This window comes from Paenibacillus spiritus, from assembly GCF_008710135.1.
In the GTDB taxonomy this organism is placed as follows: Bacteria; Bacillota; Bacilli; order Paenibacillales; family Paenibacillaceae; genus Paenibacillus_AQ; species Paenibacillus_AQ glufosinatiresistens.
On sequence record NZ_VYKK01000022.1, the window covers coordinates 78270 to 95938 of the forward strand.

Below are 17669 nucleotides of genomic sequence, written 5' to 3' on the forward strand. Positions count from 1 at the left end.
AAAAAAGGCATTGTTAACAATGATAAAGTCATAGTCTGATACAGGAGCGTCCAAGCCGGACGGACTGCCGCCCAAGCTGCGTCTGGCTTCAGCTTACCCAGTGCTGCCCGGATTCGCCGACGTCCTTCTTCCAGATGGGAACCATTCGTTTCAGCTCTTCGATGGCATACCGGCTGGCTTCATAGGCGGCTTCCCGGTGGGCGGATGCAACCGCAATCGCCACACTGGCTTCTCCGGGACCGACCGGTCCGATCCGGTGGGAAATGGCGCAGCAGGCGTTCCAGCGCGTCTCGGTCTCCCGTCCGATGGATTCAAGCTTGGCGAGCGCCATCGGAAGGTAAGCTTCGTATTCCAGGAGAACGGTCCGTTCCTCGCCGGTCATTTCCCGAACGGTGCCCAGGAACAGCAGAGAGGCGCCCCGGTTGCGGTCCTGGACCTTGTCCAGGATGTCCTGCGGGTTCAAGGGCAGCTCGGTGATCGCATAGCGTCCGTCGACGGAAGCCGCTGTCAGCGGTTCGCCGCCGGAGACTGGAGGAATGAGCGCGACCTCGGAGCCTTCGGCAATGACAGTATCGTCTCCTGCATACTCGCGGTCGACCGCCGTCATCGAGACGGCAATCTGGGAAGCGGCGTCGGGATAGGAGGCAGCCAGCAGTTCTTTCAGTCGGCCCGCCGTAACCGGGGGCTCCGCAATGTGAAAGGACAGGAGGGAAGAGCCGATAACCTCTGCCAAGCCGGCGAACAGCCGGATCTCTACGTGCATATCATCACCTCGGGGCGTATTTAGAATGACTACAATATACCATATCAGTCTTGAAAATGTTATGCTATCCTCTGGAAGTCCGACTCCGCAGAGAGCCGGATTAATACCGGCCGGGAAGGGAGTTGAGCCGTATGGCCGCTAAGACACAATCCGTAACGATCCTGCACACGAACGATATTCACAGTCATTTCGAACGAATGAGCCCCATCGCCGCACTGATGGATGAACAGCGGGCCGCAGCAGAGGGAGCGGTGCTGATGCTCGACATCGGCGACCACATGGACCGGGCCGCTGCGGAGACGGAGGGCACCCGCGGACAGGCTAATATTGATATCCTGAACCTTACCGGATACGATGCCGTCACCATCGGCAACAATGAGGGACTCACCTTCTCCTCCGCCGAGTTGGAGAGACTGTACGCCGGACTTCATTGTCCGGTGGTCTGCTGCAACTTCCTGGAATCTGCCACCGGAGAACCGCCTGTCTGGATGAAGCGGAGCACGGTCATCGACAAAGACGGGGTACGCATCGGCATTACCGGGGCAACCGCTCCGTTTCATACGTATTACGCCCTTCTGGGCTGGGAGGCGCTGGAGCCGGAAGAAGCGCTGCGTGAGCAAGTGGAGCAGCTCGCGCCCCAGTCGGATATTATCGTCATTCTGTCCCATCTGGGACTGGCCGCGGACCGCGAGCTGGCCGCGAAGCTGAACGGGGTTCATGCCATTCTGGGCGGGCATACCCATCATGTCCTGGAGGAGCCTCTTCTAATTAATGGAACGGCGGTATGCGGAGCCGGCAAGTTCGGCCGGCTCGTGGGCAGCATCCGCTTTGAGCGGGAGCCGGACGGCGGGCCCTTCCGCTATGCGGGGGGGCGCTGTCTGCCGGTTGATCCCGACCGCCTCAATGAGCGGGTCGCACTGGCCGGCGGTATTCTGCTCGACCGGGCACGGGAAGCCCTGGACGAGACGATAGCAGTTACCGACCGCGAGCTGCCGCTTGATCTGGCGGGAGACTCCCCGTTCTCCAACCTGCTCGCCCAGGCAGTACGCCGGTTCACCGGAAGTCAATTCGCCCTCGTCAACGCCGGTCAGCTCCTGGGCCCGCTGCCGAAAGGGCGCGTCACCGCCGGCATGCTGCATGCTCTTTGTCCTTCGCCCATCAATCCCTGCACGATGAAGCTGAAGGGCTCCGACGTTCGCCGGGCGCTGGAGCAGAGTCGCACGGCGGAATACCGGGACAAGATTGTATACGGATACGGCTTTCGCGGGGAACGGCTGGGCGGACTGGCCGTGGACGGATTAAACATCTTGTCCGAGCAAGGCCCGATGCCGTATGATGAACGTATTGCGGTCTTTGTCGACGGACAGCCGCTGGAGGATGAAGCGGAATACACGGTTGGAACCCTGGATATGTTCACCTTCAGAGCGGGGTACGAGACAATCGGGAACGGCCGGGAAGTGGCCTTTATGCTTCCCCACTTCCTGCGCAGTCTGCTGGCTATGGAGCTGAAGCGGCCCGGAAGTCTGGAGACATGCGCCGAGCCGCGCTTCAGGAGCGCGCTGCGCTGAAGATTCAAGCAGGGATTGGCGGTAAGAAGATTTAGACTATTTGTCTGTTGGGGAGGAATTTATGGACATTATTACAGCGATCATTCTCGCCATTGTCGAGGGCATTACTGAATTCATCCCGGTCTCTTCGACCGGCCACATGATTCTGACTACGAAGCTGCTGGGCTTCAACGAGCAGGATAACCTGATGAAGACCTTCGAGATCGTCATTCAGCTCGGCGCCATTCTGGCAATTGCCATTGTCTACCGGACCCGGATTATCGACCTTTTGGGTCTGGGGAAACAGCGTTCGGACGGACTGGCCCCGCGCTCCCGGCTCAATCTGATACATATCATTCTGGGGATCGCGCCGGCGCTTGCCGTAGCTTTCTTCGCCAGGGACTTCATCAAGGGGCTCTTCAGCGCGAATACCGTGCTGTGGGCGCTCGTTGCCGGCGGCATTCTGATGATCGTAGCCGAGCAGGTCAACAAGCGCCGCGCCCGCAATACGGCTCAGGAATTGGATGATCTGTCGTACGGGCAGGCGCTGGCCATCGGGCTCTATCAGATCATATCCGTGCTCTGGCCGGGCTTCTCCCGTTCGGGATCGACGATTTCGGGCGGTATGCTGAGCGGGGTCAGCTATAAGGCTTCCGCGGATTTCTCGTTCATTATCGCAATTCCGATCATGTGCGCGGCTTCGGGCTATGAACTGCTGGATTCCTACAAGGAGTTCACCAGCGACACAATCGGCATTTTTCTCGCGGGCTTCGTCATTTCGTTCATCGTGGCCTACGTAGTCGTTCTTCTCTTTATGCGCATGATTCAGCGAATCCGGCTGACCCATTTTGCCATCTATCGTTTTCTGCTGGCGGCGGCGTTCTGGCTGTTCGTTATGCGTTCGTAGGACGGTAGGGAACAAATTCGGGTAAGCCATCCGTCAGCCTGACCGGCATGACACCGGAAAGCGGGATAGGAAGACAGGCAAAGCAATTTTACCGTGACGGTCAGGAGTGAACCCAAATTGCGTTTACTAGCTGTGAACCGGCTGCAGCCGGGGATGAAGATTGGCAAGAAAATTTACAACGACGAAGGGCTTATTCTGCTCGCCGAGGGCATGGAGCTGACCGATGCGCTGATCAGCCGTCTGCTTCGGATGGATATCGGCTACGTGTATGTGCATGATCGGGACACGGACGATGTGGACATTCCGGCCATGCTCCATGATGAGACCCGGAATCAGGCGCTCAAGGCTATCCGGAGCCAGTTCCAGGAAATGTCGGGCGCTTCGGGCATCACCAAGGGCTTCTACCATTTAGACAAGAAATTCTCCAGACTGATGGAGAACATTCTGGACGACCTTTCCAATATGGAGTCTCCCATGATTATGCTTCAGGATATGCACACGACGGATAATTACCTTTATGTGCATTCGCTGAACGTCTGTCTCTACACTCTGGTGCTTGGCATCGCCTACGGTTACAGCAAGCAGGAGCTGAACGTGCTGGGAATGGGCGCTCTGCTCCATGATATCGGGAAGACGCAGATTCCGGTTCGGATCGTCCAGAAGCCGGGCAAGCTCAGCGACGAAGAGTTCCGGCATATGCAGGCCCACACCGAGATCGGTTACCGGATCCTGAAGGAAGAGCCGAATATTCCGCTGCTCGTGGCCCACTGTGCGCTTCAGCATCACGAACGGATCAACGGTACCGGTTATCCGCGCGGCCTGAAAGGCGACGAGATTCATGAGTACGGTAAATGGCTGGGAGTAGCGGATTCCTACGACGCTATGACGTCCAACCGGGTATACAAGAAAGCCATGCTCCCCCATCAGGCTGTCGAGGCGCTGTATGTCGGTTCGGGCACGCTCTATGAGCAGAAGCAGCTTGAACTGTTCCGCGACCGGGTAGCCATCTATCCAATTGGAATCAGTGTCAACTTAAGCAACGGAGAGAGCGGGATTGTCGTCAAAATCGACCCGTCCGTCCCGCACCGTCCGGTTGTCCGTGTGCTGAATGGACCCGAGGGCGAGAAGGTCGCCCCTTTCGAGAGGGATTTGGGAAAGACGCTGTCTCTTGTCATCACCGGCGTCAGCGAGTGAACGACAAGCTCCTCCTTTCCCTGTGGCAGTGCAATCGCGGTCCCGCTGATGCGGCGGGGCGGATTCGCGCTGTTTTTTTGTGCCCTTATGCAGGAATGAACCGGCGTTCGGACGCCGGAGTTCGGTTTTGACGAAGTTCATGTTATGATAAAGGATGAATCAATCGGGTTAATAATAGGGATAGGCCATACAACTTTGAAGGAGTCTATAGGAATGACAGGAATTCAACCAACCACCACGACGCTTCGGGCGATCTCGCCGAGCTATGATCCGTGGGACCCGCTGCTCTCTCTTCGCGAGCATGGACGGCATGTGCTGACCAGCGTCGAGATGACCGTGACCAATCTGTGCAATATGCGCTGCGAGCACTGTGCGGTGGGTGACAGTCTTACTATGAAGGAGGGCGATCTGCTTCCGCTCGAACGGATGCTGGAGGCGCTCGATCGCGTAGAGCATCTGCAGACGATCAGCATCACCGGCGGAGAGCCGATGTTCCGGGCTTCCACGGTGGACGGGATGATTGTTCCGCTGCTGAAATATGCCAGAGAACGGGGAGTCCGCTCCCAGATTAACTCCAATTTGACGATGCCCTACAACCGGTATGAGAAGCTGCTTCCGTACCTGGATGTTATGCATATTTCGTTCAATTACTTGAATGGCGATGACTTCCATGAAGTCGGATTTGCGAACAGCGGACACCCGGTATCCAAAGAGGCCGCTTACCGGCTCTACGACACGATGCTGGAGAACGCGCAGCGGCTCAGCCGGGACGGCATGTTCATTTCGGCCGAGTCGATGATTAACTACCGGACCCATACGAAGCTGCCCGGCATTCATGAGCTGATCCGGCAGATGGGCTGTCTCCGCCATGAAGTGCATCCGATGTATGCGTCGAATTTTGCGGCTTCCCTCCCGGTGTTGTCTCTTGAGGAAATGGCTTCCGCCATTCACGGGCTGCTGGATGCCCGCGATCCCGAGATGTGGATGCTGCTTGGCACCTTGCCTTTCTTCGCCTGCAGCGCGGAAGAGCGCGACCAGAAGCTGCTGGAGCGGCTGAGAAGCGAACGGAATGTAACGGTCCGCAACGATCCCGACGGACGCAACCGCGTCAATGTGAATTTGTTCAACGGCGAGGTCTTTGTGACCGATTTCGCGGACATTCCGGCTTTTGGCAACATTGCAGAATCGGGTCTGGACGAAATATTCGGGCGATGGGTGAACGAACATCCGCTGAATCGGAAAGTCGACTGCTACTGCGAAGCGGCTGCCTGCTGCGGCCCCAACCTGCTGGTTGCCGACATGTACTATTCCGATATCGACTTTAAGTCTAGAAGAGCGATCATTCTGTAGAAACGGGGCGTGTGTTATCGTGAATACTCACTTCGAGTTCGGAAGCCTGCTGCTGAATCTGGCGCTTGTGCTGGTACTCGTCTTCTTGAACGGGGTGTTCGTGGCGGCGGAGTTCTCGCTCGTCAAAATCAGGCAATCCCGTCTGACGCAGTTGGTCAGCGAGGGCAACAAACTGGCAGGCTATGCCTTGAAGGTCAACAAGAAGCTGGACGCTTATTTGTCCGCTACCCAGTTCGGCATTACGCTGGCGTCGCTGGGCTTAGGCTGGATCGGGGAGCCTGCCATATCCGAGCTGCTGATCGAGCCGCTGATGTTCAAGCTCGGGATTACCGATCATGGGCTGATCTCCACTGTATCGGTAGTCGTCGGATTCTGCATCATCACGTTCTTACATATCGTTCTCGGAGAGCTGGCGCCGAAATCGCTGGCCATTCAGAAGACGGAAGGATCTGCGCTGCTGCTGTCTGCACCGCTGATGTTCTTCTATAAAGTGTTCATGCCTTTCATCTGGGTGCTGAACGCTTCCGCCAACGGTCTGCTGCGGCTGGTCGGCGTAGAGCCGGCAAGCGAGTCGGAGGCCGCCCACTCGGAGGAGGAAATCCGGATCCTGATGAACCAGAGCGCGAACAGCGGGGTTATCGACAAGGAAGAAATGAAGCTGATGGACAACATCTTCGAGTTCTCCGACCTGCTGGCCCGCGAGGTTATGCTGCCTAGAACCGATATGGATGTCCTCTACACGAACCTGACGCTGGAAGAGAACCTGAAGATTGTCTCGGAGACCAAACATTCGCGGTATCCTGTAGCGGTGGAAGACAAAGACCGGATTATCGGCTTTGTCCATATCACCGATCTCCTCCTGGCTCCGACCGATCAGCAGAACGATCTGGCTACGCTGGTCCGGCCGATTCTCAACGTGCCCGAATCTATCGAGATCAGCCATGCGCTGCGGCTGATGCAGAAGAATCATGCGCAGCTTACCCTGGTGGTGGACGAGTACGGAGGAACGGCGGGTCTCCTGACCGCCGAAGAGATTCTGGAGGAGATCGTGGGAGACCTGCACGACGAATTCGAGGACGAGCGTCCCGAGGTTGAAGTGAAGGGCGAATACATCTCGGTGTCCGGCCGCATGCTGATCGAAGAAGTATGCGATCTGGTCGGCGTTGAGATCGAGGACGATGAAGTGGACTCTATCGGCGGATGGCTGTTCAAAGAACTGGAAGGAAGCCCGTCCAAAGGCAAGAAACGTATCGTGGACAATATAACCTTCGAGGTGGAAGAATCAACGCGTCTGCGCATTACGCGCGTGCTGATTCATAAGCCGATGCCGGCCCTGCCGCAGGAGAGCGAACGGAAGGATTCGGATGAGAGGGAAGAAGAATAGAGAGCATTGAAGATTCCGGCCGCGGAGATGCGGCCGGGATTTTTTAGTGGTGTGGTCTAAGCGAGGGCTTCTCTGCCGAAGGTGCTGAATCGCCCTGATTCGTGTTCTCCCGAATCGCCTCTTCAGTAGACGCAAGTTTAACCGTTAGTAAGGCATTGACCGCATACCCTTGGCTTGGGGTGGCGCTGACGACGTGAGGACCGGTAGACCAAGGACTCGAGGCGATTTTGTATGCCATTTTTCCCGGGGGGACCTTGAACTGCATTTTAATCGGTCCGGCTTCCGTTCCCTGAGTCACGGTGACTGTGATGGTATCTTCTCCTTTATTCTTCACCCAGACTTTAACCCAACCATAATGGGCAGGAATGGTATAGGCGGGAAGAATAACGGAAGGGGTGCCCAGCACAGCATGATTATAGTACGGATAACGGGTATGGGAGTCTGACTCGGAGAGAAGGCTTCGTTCCGGATTTACCGCCATGGCAGGTGATGCAGAGAGAACGATTGCCGTACTTAATAAGGATGTTAACACCATTTTTGCAGCAAACTTCATGATTCGCCTCCTATGGATTCGGTTGGTTATTTTACACTTTATATCATATCATCCAATAGAATGGAAGAAAACGAGGTGCCGGTTAAATTTTGTCTGCTTCCTTCTGATCCCCCGTTTTGCCGCATATAGTGATACGGAAAATATGCCCGGGTACGTCCGGGCCGGAGGAGGACTCGACTTTGAACTCGCAAATCCGATCCTATGTGCCCTTCCGGGGCCCCTTTGATCCCTGTCCGCCGCTCCCTTGCAAAACGTATGTCATTCCGCCGAATCAGTATCTGGGCTTTCAGCCGCCCGATCTGCCACAATTCAGCCTGCCGGAAGCGCTGAGAGCCGGAACACTGTGGCCGGCCTTGTTCAGTCCCTACGAGCCGAAGAAGTGTTAGGAGGAGGAGCCATGGAGACCCAAGCGTGCGATGCCCAATATTACGAGATGCTGGAACAGCTTCAGACGCTGGACTTTGCGCTGGTAGAGCTGAATCTGTTCCTGGATACCCATCCGCTGGACCTGCGCGCCATCCAGCAATTCAATCAGTTGACCCAGGAGCGGACCCGGCTGGCGAAGCAGTTCCAGGAGCTGTACGGACCGCTGCAGAATTTTGGCCGCGCCTATTCCAAGTGTCCCTGGGAATGGAGCCAGAGTCCCTGGCCTTGGCAGGTTTAACCGGAAGCGTGGAAGGGTGGATGGAGGCAAAAAAGCAGAAGCGGGAGGGAAGCGGGCAATGTGGGTGTATGAGAAGAAACTGCAATACCCGGTCCGGGTTGGCAAGTGCGATCCGCGCATGGCCAAGTATTTGATGGAGCAGTACGGCGGGGCCGACGGAGAACTGGCAGCGGCGCTGCGTTATATGAATCAGCGGTATACGATTCCAGATAAAGTCATCGGGGTGCTCAACGATATTTCAACGGAGGAGTTCGCCCACCTGGAAATGATTGCTACCATGATCTTCAAGCTGACCAAAGATGCCACGCCGGACCAGTTGGTGGAGGCAGGACTGGGCGCGCATTTTGTGAATCATGACAGCGCCCTTTACTACGAGAATGCCGCCGGAGTTCCTTGGACTGCGACCTACATTCAGGCCAAGGGCGACCCGCTCGCCGATCTGTACGAAGACATTGCCGCCGAAGAGAAAGCACGCGCTACATACCAGTGGCTAATCGACATCACCGACGACGTGGACCTTCAGGACGGACTGAAATTCCTGCGCGAGCGGGAAGTCGTGCATGCCCAGCGCTTCAAGGAAGCGGTGGAGATCATTAAGGAAGACCGGGAATACAAGAAGGTGTATTGAAAGGGCGGGATAACCCGCGAACGTGTACAGATACTCCATTCCGTCGTTCTTGCAAACATTTTATTAATCAGGATTTGCCCCAGAGTCAATCTGGGGCTATTTTATGTCCTGAGGATTTTTATCGATTGTTAACTATCTTTCATGGTAGTGGAATGACCCAATAATTCGCTATATGTAAAAGGGCAAAGATCCCCAGAGTTAAGCCTAGAGGACTTATTTGTTCTCTTCATTGATAATTTAATCAATTCTGTGTAGCAAAATTTTTACAATATATCCAAATATAAAAAAAGTTTGGACAAACATTCTACTATTTTGTTAGTATATGTACCGTATTTACAAATATAGGGGGAAGTTGAATGAAAAACAAAGTCATTTTTATGCTATTTGTAACACTATTTATGGGGTTGAATACTCCGCTATCTGTATCTGCTGCATCAGTAGGACAAACATTGCCGATTCCTGAAACTAGTTGGCAGAGAATTGATGATACGGATACCAGAATCACCTATAATGGTAATTTTTTAAAAGGGACCGGTAATAGTGTTGATTATAATGGAACAGCACATTGGACAGATAGCGCAAATCAAGGGAAGTATGTAGAGTTTTCATTCGTTGGTACAAAGTTAAGACTTATTTATGCAAAAAATAATGCAGGTTCTAGTAATGTTGCAGTAACTATTGATGGTGTTACAGAGACCTATTCTGCCTACAGCAATAGTGTTACTACTGATAGATTTGTTTTGTTATATGAGAAGACTGGTCTTTCTAATACACAACATACAGTTCATATTGAAGCAGCCACCACAGGAACTTGGGGAATGGATGCAATAGATATTGACAGTACAGGGTATATGATTAATACCAGTTTAAATAGTCCAAGCAATCTTACTGCAACTGCTGGCGATGCCAATGTATCTCTACAGTGGATCGGCAATAGTGCAGCTACCTACTATAATGTTAAGCGATCCACCTCTCCAGTTGGACCCTTTGTAACAATACAACAAAATGTACCGGTAACAAGGGCTACCTATCAAGATTTGACTGTAACAAATTCGACTACGTATTATTATGTTATAACTTCTATAAATTCAGCTGGTGAAGGTTACTATTCAAATGTGGTAGTTGCAACTCCGCAAGCTCCTCAAAAGAATAGAGGGCTACTTACTATTACCATGTCCACTGGACTTGAAAAGGAATATGATTTAAGTATGCAAGAGATTAATGCCTTCATTTCGTGGTATGAGACAAAGGAAGCTGGAACGGGTACAGCATCATATGCGATAAACAAGTATAATACTAATAAAGGCCCTTTCAAGAATCGAAAAGATTATGTTATCTTTGATAAAATATTGACTTTCGAAGTAAATGAGTATATTCCTGTTGAGTAATAATTTTGGGGTCGCAGAAATGCGACCCTTTTTTAGTGTGGAATTATGGGATTGTAAAACTTTAATCTAAATAAATTAAGCTAAATCAAGTTAAATCAAGCGTCTGCTATTTGCTCATATGGAAATTTTCTTCATTATGATCTTCCAGCTTACAAAAGATGCCGGACCTAGCGCTTCAAGGAAGCGGTGGAGATCATCAAGGAAGACCGGGAGTATAAGAAAGTGTATTGAAGAGGGGGGTTACCCCAGCCGGTCTGAAGGTGACCCTAATAAAAAGGCGGAGACGCGGTGGCTTAGAGCATCCGCGTGTACAGATATTCCGTTCCGTCATCCGGCGCAGCCGGAGCGGAATCGGCAATGATCCAATCCCCGGGCAATTCCAGAGCACGGCAGGCCTCCTCGAAATGCCGCATGGCAATGCCAAGGTCGATGCGCTGCATAGTCTCGCTGTAGCCGGGGGTGCGGCGCAGGAAGAAGTGGACCGCCCGCCGGTCTTCGGCCAGCAGCAGCCGCCAGGGCTGCTTGTTGGAAGCGGAAGGGCCTTGCCGCACCGACTCGAACGCTTCCGCGAGCCTGCCGGCGGCTGCCTCCGTCAGCGGCTGTCCGAAGGCGCCGTCCATGAACAGCTCGCTCCACTCTTTGCGCCGGTTCGCTCCTACGGCCTGGCGTATCACGCTGCGCAGCAGACCTTCGCTGTCCGCGGGATAGCCGACCGGACTGACGCACGGAATCCATTCGTCCGCCCCGATGTTCAGTTCTTGACCAAAGGTGCTGCGGGTGAAGCTGCCGCCGAGCCAGCAGGTGCCCACTCCCTGATGGGTCAGATGCAGCACCAGCCCTTCAAAGACATAGCCGAAATCGGCAAGTCCGAGCGGATCGTCCTTGCGGACGGAGCCTGCGGCATATCCTTGGGGATTCCGGATCATGCCGTAGGTGCCAAGCTTGATACCCTGGTCCGTCCGCTTGCCCTTCACCGGAATCCACTGGGGCCGGACTGTTCTTCCCCAAGGACCGGTCCAGTTGGCCGGATCTGCTAGATAAGCTTCCAGAGTAAGAAGATCTTCGCTGCGCAGCGCCTCGGTCCTGAAGGTTCGCACCGATCTTCTGATCTTGATTGCTTCGTACAGGCTGCCGGCAGCAGGAGACGTGTCGGTCGTCATGGGATCGCTTCCTTTCTGTTCGTTCGCTGGATGATTCGAGTATATAAGGCCCCCGGGCAGAAAGGTGTGAGAAAAGGCACCGAATCTCGAAGGCTGGCGTATAGGCGGTTGCCCGGGGAGGAAGAGAGAGGAGAGGATTTTTTATAAGGTGCTTGGATAGAACAAAGGATTTTGATATGATGTTTAGAATAATGTTATTAAGTTATCCTAACAAAAATAATGAAGAACCTATAAGAAGCTACATGAAGCGGGAGGATGGCATGAACCAATTAATCCAAGTGGAAGAGAATGGCCTTGAGCTGCGGATCGAAATTACAGCAGAGGGCGATGTGCGCCTGCTGCACTTCGGCGCTTTTCGTCCTGAAAGCGAAATCAACGAGAAGGCGAAGCCGGGATTTCGGCTGATGGAAGTCCAATTATCCGGTGAAGACCGGGCGGAGTACCATGGGCGGTCGCATCGGGCTTCCTATCCCGGCCTGCGGCTTGTCTATAACGGGCATCGCGACTACGCCGGAGAGAAGGGACGGAAGCTGGAAGTTATGCTCCGCGACCCCGCTACCGGGTTGCAGGCGGTCCAGCACTATCAGTTCTACGACGGACTTACGGTGGTTCGATGCTGGAATGAGCTGAGCAATGAAGGAGCCGAGGCCGTTGGAGTCGAATACGTCTCCTCCTTTGCCCTGACCGGCTGCGACCGGGAGGGCCAGGGAGACCGCAGCGACAAGATGGAGGTCTATCTGGCGCACAGCGGATGGCAAAGCGAACTGCAATGGCGCGCCTACACCCTGCCCGAGCTTGGCATGTCGCATCTGACGGACCGCGGGTCCAAGCGGATCGCCGCATCGAATACCGGCTCCTGGTCGTCGGCCGAGCTGCTGCCGATGGCCGTCATGCTGAACCGGGAGCACGGTTCGGCGCTGTTCTGGCAGATTGAGCATAACGGGTCCTGGCACTGGGAGCTGATCGACCAGTACGATCAGCTGACTCTGCTGGCGAGCGGACCGACCGAACACGACAATCACTGGTGGCTGCGGCTGGAGCCGGGCGAGAAGTTTATATCGGTGCCGGTAGCGGTCGGATCGGTGATCGGCGGATTCGAGGAAGCGGCCGGTCAGCTTACCCGCTATCGCCGGACCATCCGGCGGACGAATGACGATAACCGGCTGCTGCGGGTCATTTTCAATGACTATATGAACTGTCTGTGGGGCAGTCCGACGACGGCGAAGCTGCTGCCGCTTATCGACGCCGCCGCCGAGATCGGAGCAGAATACTTCTGCATCGACGCCGGCTGGTATGCCGAAGGGGAATGGTGGGACGGAGTCGGGGAATGGCTGCCTTCGCCGGAACGGTTCCCGGAAGGCATCGTCTACGTTCTGGATTATATCCGGAAGAAAGGGATGATCCCCGGACTGTGGCTGGAGCTGGAAGTCATGGGGATTCACAGTCCGAAGCTGAAGGATACGGATGATTCCTGGTTCTTCATGCGCCACGGACGGCGGGTGATGGACCGCAGCCGCTATCAGCTCGATTACCGCAATCCGAAGGTTCGCGCCTATGCGGATTCGGTCATTGACCGTCTGGTTCGGGAGTATGGAGTCGGGTATATCAAGATGGATTACAATATCAACGCCGGTATCGGGACCGAGACGGATGCGGACAGCTATGGGGACGGCCTGCTCGGACATAACCGGGCTTATCTGGAATGGCTCGACGGCGTGTTCGCGCGGTATCCCGAGCTGGTCATCGAGAACTGCTCGAGCGGCGGGATGCGGATGGATTACGCCATGCTGAGCCGCTACAGCATTCAGTCCACCAGCGATCAGGACAACTATGTCCGTTATGCCTCCATTGCGGCCGGTTCCCCTGCGGGACTGACGCCGGAGCAGTCGGCGATCTGGTCGTACCCGATGCGCGAGGGAGATGACAATGAAGTCATCTTCAACATGGTGAATGCGCTGCTGCTGCGGGTTCATCAGAGCGGTCACCTGGCGGAGCTGAGTCCGCGGCGGCGGGCGCTGGTGAAGGAGGCGCTGGATGTGTACAAAAGAATCCGCTCCGATATCCCCGAAGCGCTGCCCTTCTGGCCGCTGGGTCTGCCGGACCCGGCTTCGCCTTGGGTCAGTCTGGGCCTTGCCCGCGGCAACAAGCGCTATATCGCCCTGTGGCGCACGGCGGGCGATGAGCCCGGCACGGTACTCCCACTGCCGGCGCTGGCCGGGCGCGAAGCCGACGCCGAGTGCCTGTATCCGCGCGGGGCGGGATGCGAGCTCGCGTGGGACGCCGCCGCGGGCACGCTGTCGGCCCAGCTGCCGCCCGGCGTGACGGCCCGGCTCATTGCGCTCACGGTGCGCTGAGCCGAAGGCCGCGCCGCCGCGGACGGCTTCAGGCGGGGTATCACCGCCCCGCTTTGAAGCTGCGGGCAGACAGGAAGAGCCGTCCGGCAGTCAGCCGGGCGGCTCTTCCTGTTCTTCTATTCCTGTTCCAGTCCGCGCTCAGAAACCGGGTCCTTCCCCAGGGCTCCGCGGCTCTCTCGCACCGGATCGGGAATCTGCGGCGGCGAATCCGAGCCTTCCGCCCTCTGCCGCAGACCGTGCACCGGTCGATGCTGCAGAAGCTCGGAGACCGTAACGAAGCGGTAATGCCTGCGCTGGAGCTCCGGCAGAATGATCCGCAGCGCTTGGACCGTCTGGGAGCTGCCGGGAACATAATCGTGCATCAGCACGATGTTGCCTCCCTTGACGCCGCGCAGCACCTTGGTAACGATATGGTTCACGCCCGGCCGGGCCCAATCCCAGGTATCCTGGTTCCAGGACCAGAGAACAAGCTGCATCCGGTTCCGCTTGATCAGTTCGACGACCGCTTCGTTGTACCAACCTCCCGGCGGGCGGAAGAGCACCGGCTTCAGGCCGGTTGCCTTCAGCACCGCTTCCTGGGTGCTGTCAATTTCCTTTAGCATGTCTCCCGCAGAGACGGCCTTCAGCGAGGGGTGGTGATAGGTATGATTGCCGACCTCGTGTCCTGCAGCCAATTCAGCCCGGACGAGGTCCGGGTACCGGGCGACCTTGTCGCCAACCACAAAAAAGGTAGCCTTGGCGTTGTACTGCTTGAGCAGCGCCAGAATCTCCGGCGTATGGGAGCGGTCCGGCCCGTCATCGAAGGTCAGCGCCACGAGGGGGTCCTCCGTCGGAACCTCCCAGACGATCTCGCCGCGCTGCTCGTAATACTCGCGCCCCTTCGGAGAGGCTTCCGCGAAGCCGGAAGCAGAAGGAAGCAGCGCAATCAGAGCCGCGCATCCCAGCAGGCGCAGTGCATTCATCCTCTGTCGCTCCTTTCCTGACAACGCCTATAGCTTGCCATTCAGGACGTTTTATTATGCGGGAATAGGAAGGACGGCATCTGTTAACGGCAGCGGGCCATATAGTAGAATGATAGGATGAGAAGAGAGGAGATTCCTACAAGTGTACAGATTCAGCAAGCATTGGCTCTACAAGACAGGCGGCCGCGCAGCCGCCGTTCTGCTGGCAGGCGCCCTGGCGCTGCCGGCGATTGTGCCGGCGAGAACCTCGGCAGCGGCCTCGCCGGTTCCATCCGCCGCGGTATCCGCTTCTCCGGCTTCCGTTCCCGCGAAGCCCGGGAAGTCTGCAGAGCCGCTGACCATGGCCTTTGCGGGCGATATTCTGCTGGACGGCTATGTCGGGAACCAGATTGCCCGCTACGGAACGAAGTATCCGTTCCTCAAGACGGCTCCGCTGCTGAAGCCTGCCGATCTGGCATTCGCCAATCTGGAGACGCCGGTCTCCATCCGCGGGAAGGCCTCGCAGGGCAAGACCTTTGTATTCCGTTCCAAGCCCGAGACGCTGGAGGGGCTGGTCTATGCCGGGATCGACGGCGTAACCTTGGCGAATAACCATATTCTCGACTATGGACAGCAGGCGATGCTCGACACCCTGATTCATCTGGACCGCAACCGGATCGGGCGAACTGGGGCCGGAGCCAATATAAAGGAAGCGTTTCGTCCGTATGTGAAGACGATCGGCGGGAAATCCGTCGCGGTCCTCGGAGTCAGCCGGGTACTGTCCGGCCCTGCCTGGTATGCCGGAGAGAAGACGCCGGGAGCGGCGTCGGCGTACACGGATGAGCCGATGCTCAGCGCCGTCCGGGCCAGCGCGAAGACGCATGATTTTACCGTCGTCTATATTCACTGGAACCAGGAGTTCAAGGACTACCCGGAAGCGTATGCCCGCAAGCTGGCCCGTTCCCTGATCGACAGCGGAGCCGATCTCATTATCGGAGCCCACAGCCATTGTCTGATGGGCGTGGAATACTACAAGCATAAACCAATTTACTATTCGCTCGGCAACTTCGTCTTCAACCGCTCCACAAGAGGAGGCGACAAGACGCTCCGCTCGATGATTGCCACGTTCAAGCTCGACCCGGCGGGCAAGCTGACTTCCCGGGTTGTGCCGGTGCAGATCAAGCAGGGGCAGCCGACGCCGATGGATCCGTCATATAACCGGGTCACCTACAATCTGTTGAACAAGCTGTCCTACAACGCCGTAGTGGACACCTCGGGCAACGTGAGGGAGAAATAAGAACCGAAGGCCGAAAGGCCTTCTTTTTATTAGAAGAAAGATGTCGAAAGCGAAAGCGAATCAACGGAGTCATTTGTCGATAAATATCGAAAAATGTAAAAAAATAATTTGACATAAAACTTGCAGGACCTTACAATTTGATAGAGAATGCTAAGTTTTACTCTACGCTGAGTAAATCGGTACGTTCAACAATAGAAGAACATTATACGAAGGGCCATACGGGAGGATGTTGACGATGAAAGCAACAGGTATTGTAAGAAAAGTGGATGAGCTGGGACGGATCGTAATTCCGATCGAGCTGCGCAGAACGATGGGCATCGACATTAAGGACCCGCTTGAAATTTTTGTCGATGGGGAGAAGATTATTTTGCGCAAATACGAGCCTACCTGCATTTTCTCGGGAAGCTCGGAGAATCTGATTAACTTTAAGGGGAAAATGGTCAGCCGGGATATTCTGGACGAGCTGCTGGAGAGCTTCGACCGTGCCTAAGACGGCAAGCCCGCATATAGAGACGAGCGAACGGGGTGCCCGACAGGGCCCCCGTTTGTTTTGTTAAGAGAGGAGGAGAAGCGCTGTGCAGAACGAACACCGGAGAGTGACCATGCGGGACATTGCGGCCGAAGCCGGCGTATCGTCGGCGACGGTCTCCTATGTGCTGAACTACTCCGAGAAGGAGAAGATCAGCCACGAAACTAGGCTCCGGGTATTTGAAGCGGCCCGCAAGCTGAACTATGTGCCCGATATGACCGCCAAGACGCTGGCGAACCGTCAGAGCCGGATGATCGGACTGATTGCAGGCGGCAACCGCTCCCGGGGCCGAAGGCTGGAACAGTATGATCTGGTCGATGCGCTGCAAAAGGAGATGGGCCGCAGAGGCTACGATACGCTGCTGCTCTCGGCCGGAGATCCCGCTGAACAGATTCGGATCAGCCGCAGCCGTTCGCTCGACGGGGCTTTCCTGATCGATGTCGATACGGAGACGCTGAAGCAGCGGGTACAGCAGTTCGTTATTCCGCTTGTATTTATCGACAGCCATCTGGGCGACCCGCTTTTTCACGAGGTTCTCGGGGATTACGAGACAATCTTTCGCGCCGCAGCACGGGAGGAAGAGCCGTTCTTCGTGGTGATGGAAGACGGCCCGGAAAGTTACGTCTACCGGCAGGCCGAGCGCGTATGCGGACGGGAGCATCTCTACGTGGAGGACGGCACCCGTTCCATGGAAGCGTTCCTCGGCGAAAGACGGGGTATGAGAGGCATCGTGCTGGGCGAAGCGCTAGGCGTACGGGCCGAGCGGCAGCTTGGAAGTGCCGGTCTGACGGTCGTAGTCGGCAGCGCAGAAGGCGGACTGCTGGCCCCGGGAACCCGCCGGATTCTGATCGACAGCGTCGTCAAAGCCGAAATGGCTGCCGATCTTCTGGCGGAGATTTCGCAAATGCACACCGACCGGCCGTTTCCGCCGGCGATTATGCGGGTCTCTCCGGTTCCGCTCGATTGACCGGTCACAAAAATGTCGAGCCTTGTACGCCCGACAGAAGCTT

General features: G+C 55.9%; 17 protein-coding genes. 13 read left to right on the forward strand and 4 right to left on the reverse strand.

Going from position 1 to position 17669, the window contains the following annotated elements:
* Positions 1 to 88 precede the first annotated feature (88 nt).
* Positions 89 to 763 carry a molybdenum cofactor biosynthesis protein gene (locus F4V43_RS15265; RefSeq protein ID WP_150459119.1) on the reverse strand — a complete coding sequence of 225 codons (675 nt, stop codon included), beginning with the start codon at positions 761 to 763 and terminating at the stop codon, positions 89 to 91.
* Positions 764 to 894: 131 nt separating this feature from the next.
* On the opposite strand from F4V43_RS15265, the gene F4V43_RS15270 reads away from it, so the two are divergent.
* The 5 genes from F4V43_RS15270 (at position 895) to F4V43_RS15290 (ending at position 7145) form a co-directional block, all read left to right on the forward strand.
* Positions 895 to 2331 (forward strand): bifunctional metallophosphatase/5'-nucleotidase, encoded by a 1437-nt coding sequence (locus F4V43_RS15270; RefSeq protein ID WP_150459120.1) that lies wholly within the window; start codon positions 895 to 897, stop codon positions 2329 to 2331.
* A 61-nt stretch (positions 2332 to 2392) separates the two neighbouring features.
* Complete coding sequence (locus F4V43_RS15275) at positions 2393 to 3217, forward strand: undecaprenyl-diphosphate phosphatase (protein ID WP_150459121.1); 825 nt, start codon at positions 2393 to 2395, stop codon at positions 3215 to 3217.
* A 117-nt stretch (positions 3218 to 3334) separates the two neighbouring features.
* Positions 3335 to 4411 carry an HD-GYP domain-containing protein gene (locus F4V43_RS15280; RefSeq protein ID WP_150459122.1) on the forward strand — a complete coding sequence of 359 codons (1077 nt, stop codon included), beginning with the start codon at positions 3335 to 3337 and terminating at the stop codon, positions 4409 to 4411.
* Between the two features lie 213 nt (positions 4412 to 4624).
* Complete coding sequence (gene yfkAB, locus F4V43_RS15285) at positions 4625 to 5761, forward strand: radical SAM/CxCxxxxC motif protein YfkAB (RefSeq protein ID WP_150459123.1); 1137 nt, start codon at positions 4625 to 4627, stop codon at positions 5759 to 5761.
* Positions 5762 to 5780: 19 nt separating this feature from the next.
* A complete protein-coding gene (locus F4V43_RS15290) occupies positions 5781 to 7145 on the forward strand; it encodes a hemolysin family protein (protein ID WP_150459124.1) in 1365 nt (454 codons plus the stop codon).
* Between the two features lie 43 nt (positions 7146 to 7188).
* On the opposite strand, the gene F4V43_RS15295 is transcribed toward F4V43_RS15290, so the two are convergent.
* Positions 7189 to 7698: a hypothetical protein gene (locus tag F4V43_RS15295; RefSeq protein WP_150459125.1), complete on the reverse strand. Its 510-nt coding sequence runs from the start codon at positions 7696 to 7698 to the stop codon at positions 7189 to 7191.
* A 179-nt stretch (positions 7699 to 7877) separates the two neighbouring features.
* On the opposite strand from F4V43_RS15295, the gene F4V43_RS15300 reads away from it, so the two are divergent.
* The 4 genes from F4V43_RS15300 to F4V43_RS15315 all read left to right on the forward strand — a co-directional run bounded on the left by F4V43_RS15300 (position 7878) and on the right by F4V43_RS15315 (position 10378).
* On the forward strand, positions 7878 to 8084 hold the full coding sequence (locus F4V43_RS15300) for a spore coat associated protein CotJA (RefSeq protein ID WP_150459126.1): 207 nt from the start codon (positions 7878 to 7880) through the stop codon (positions 8082 to 8084).
* A gap of 11 nt (positions 8085 to 8095) precedes the next feature.
* Complete coding sequence (locus tag F4V43_RS15305; RefSeq protein ID WP_150459127.1) at positions 8096 to 8362, forward strand: spore coat protein CotJB; 267 nt, start codon at positions 8096 to 8098, stop codon at positions 8360 to 8362.
* 58 nt (positions 8363 to 8420) lie between these two features.
* Positions 8421 to 8990: a manganese catalase family protein gene (locus F4V43_RS15310; protein WP_150459128.1), complete on the forward strand. Its 570-nt coding sequence runs from the start codon at positions 8421 to 8423 to the stop codon at positions 8988 to 8990.
* A gap of 356 nt (positions 8991 to 9346) precedes the next feature.
* Positions 9347 to 10378 (forward strand): fibronectin type III domain-containing protein, encoded by a 1032-nt coding sequence (locus tag F4V43_RS15315; RefSeq protein WP_150459129.1) that lies wholly within the window; start codon positions 9347 to 9349, stop codon positions 10376 to 10378.
* 293 nt (positions 10379 to 10671) lie between these two features.
* Here F4V43_RS15315 and F4V43_RS15320 read toward each other — a convergent pair whose 3' ends face one another.
* Positions 10672 to 11538, reverse strand: a complete 867-nt coding sequence (locus tag F4V43_RS15320) for a nitroreductase family protein (RefSeq protein ID WP_150459130.1) — start codon at positions 11536 to 11538, stop codon at positions 10672 to 10674.
* 260 nt (positions 11539 to 11798) lie between these two features.
* On the opposite strand from F4V43_RS15320, the gene F4V43_RS15325 reads away from it, so the two are divergent.
* Entirely contained in the window at positions 11799 to 13892 is a 2094-nt protein-coding gene (locus F4V43_RS15325) for an alpha-galactosidase (protein WP_150459131.1), read from the forward strand.
* A gap of 116 nt (positions 13893 to 14008) precedes the next feature.
* Here the strand turns inward: F4V43_RS15325 and F4V43_RS15330 are convergent, their stop codons facing one another.
* Complete coding sequence (locus F4V43_RS15330) at positions 14009 to 14854, reverse strand: polysaccharide deacetylase family protein (RefSeq protein ID WP_150459132.1); 846 nt, start codon at positions 14852 to 14854, stop codon at positions 14009 to 14011.
* 229 nt (positions 14855 to 15083) lie between these two features.
* Between F4V43_RS15330 and F4V43_RS15335 the strand changes: the two genes are divergently transcribed.
* From F4V43_RS15335 to F4V43_RS15345, 3 genes are all read left to right on the forward strand, one after another.
* Positions 15084 to 16130 (forward strand): CapA family protein, encoded by a 1047-nt coding sequence (locus tag F4V43_RS15335; protein WP_408638281.1) that lies wholly within the window; start codon positions 15084 to 15086, stop codon positions 16128 to 16130.
* 235 nt (positions 16131 to 16365) lie between these two features.
* The gene (locus F4V43_RS15340) at positions 16366 to 16620 is read left to right on the forward strand and encodes an AbrB/MazE/SpoVT family DNA-binding domain-containing protein (protein ID WP_150459133.1); all 255 of its coding nucleotides are present in this window, start codon (positions 16366 to 16368) and stop codon (positions 16618 to 16620) included.
* 85 nt (positions 16621 to 16705) lie between these two features.
* Positions 16706 to 17626, forward strand: a complete 921-nt coding sequence (locus tag F4V43_RS15345) for a LacI family DNA-binding transcriptional regulator (RefSeq protein WP_150459134.1) — start codon at positions 16706 to 16708, stop codon at positions 17624 to 17626.
* The last annotated feature ends 43 nt before the right edge of the window (positions 17627 to 17669 follow it).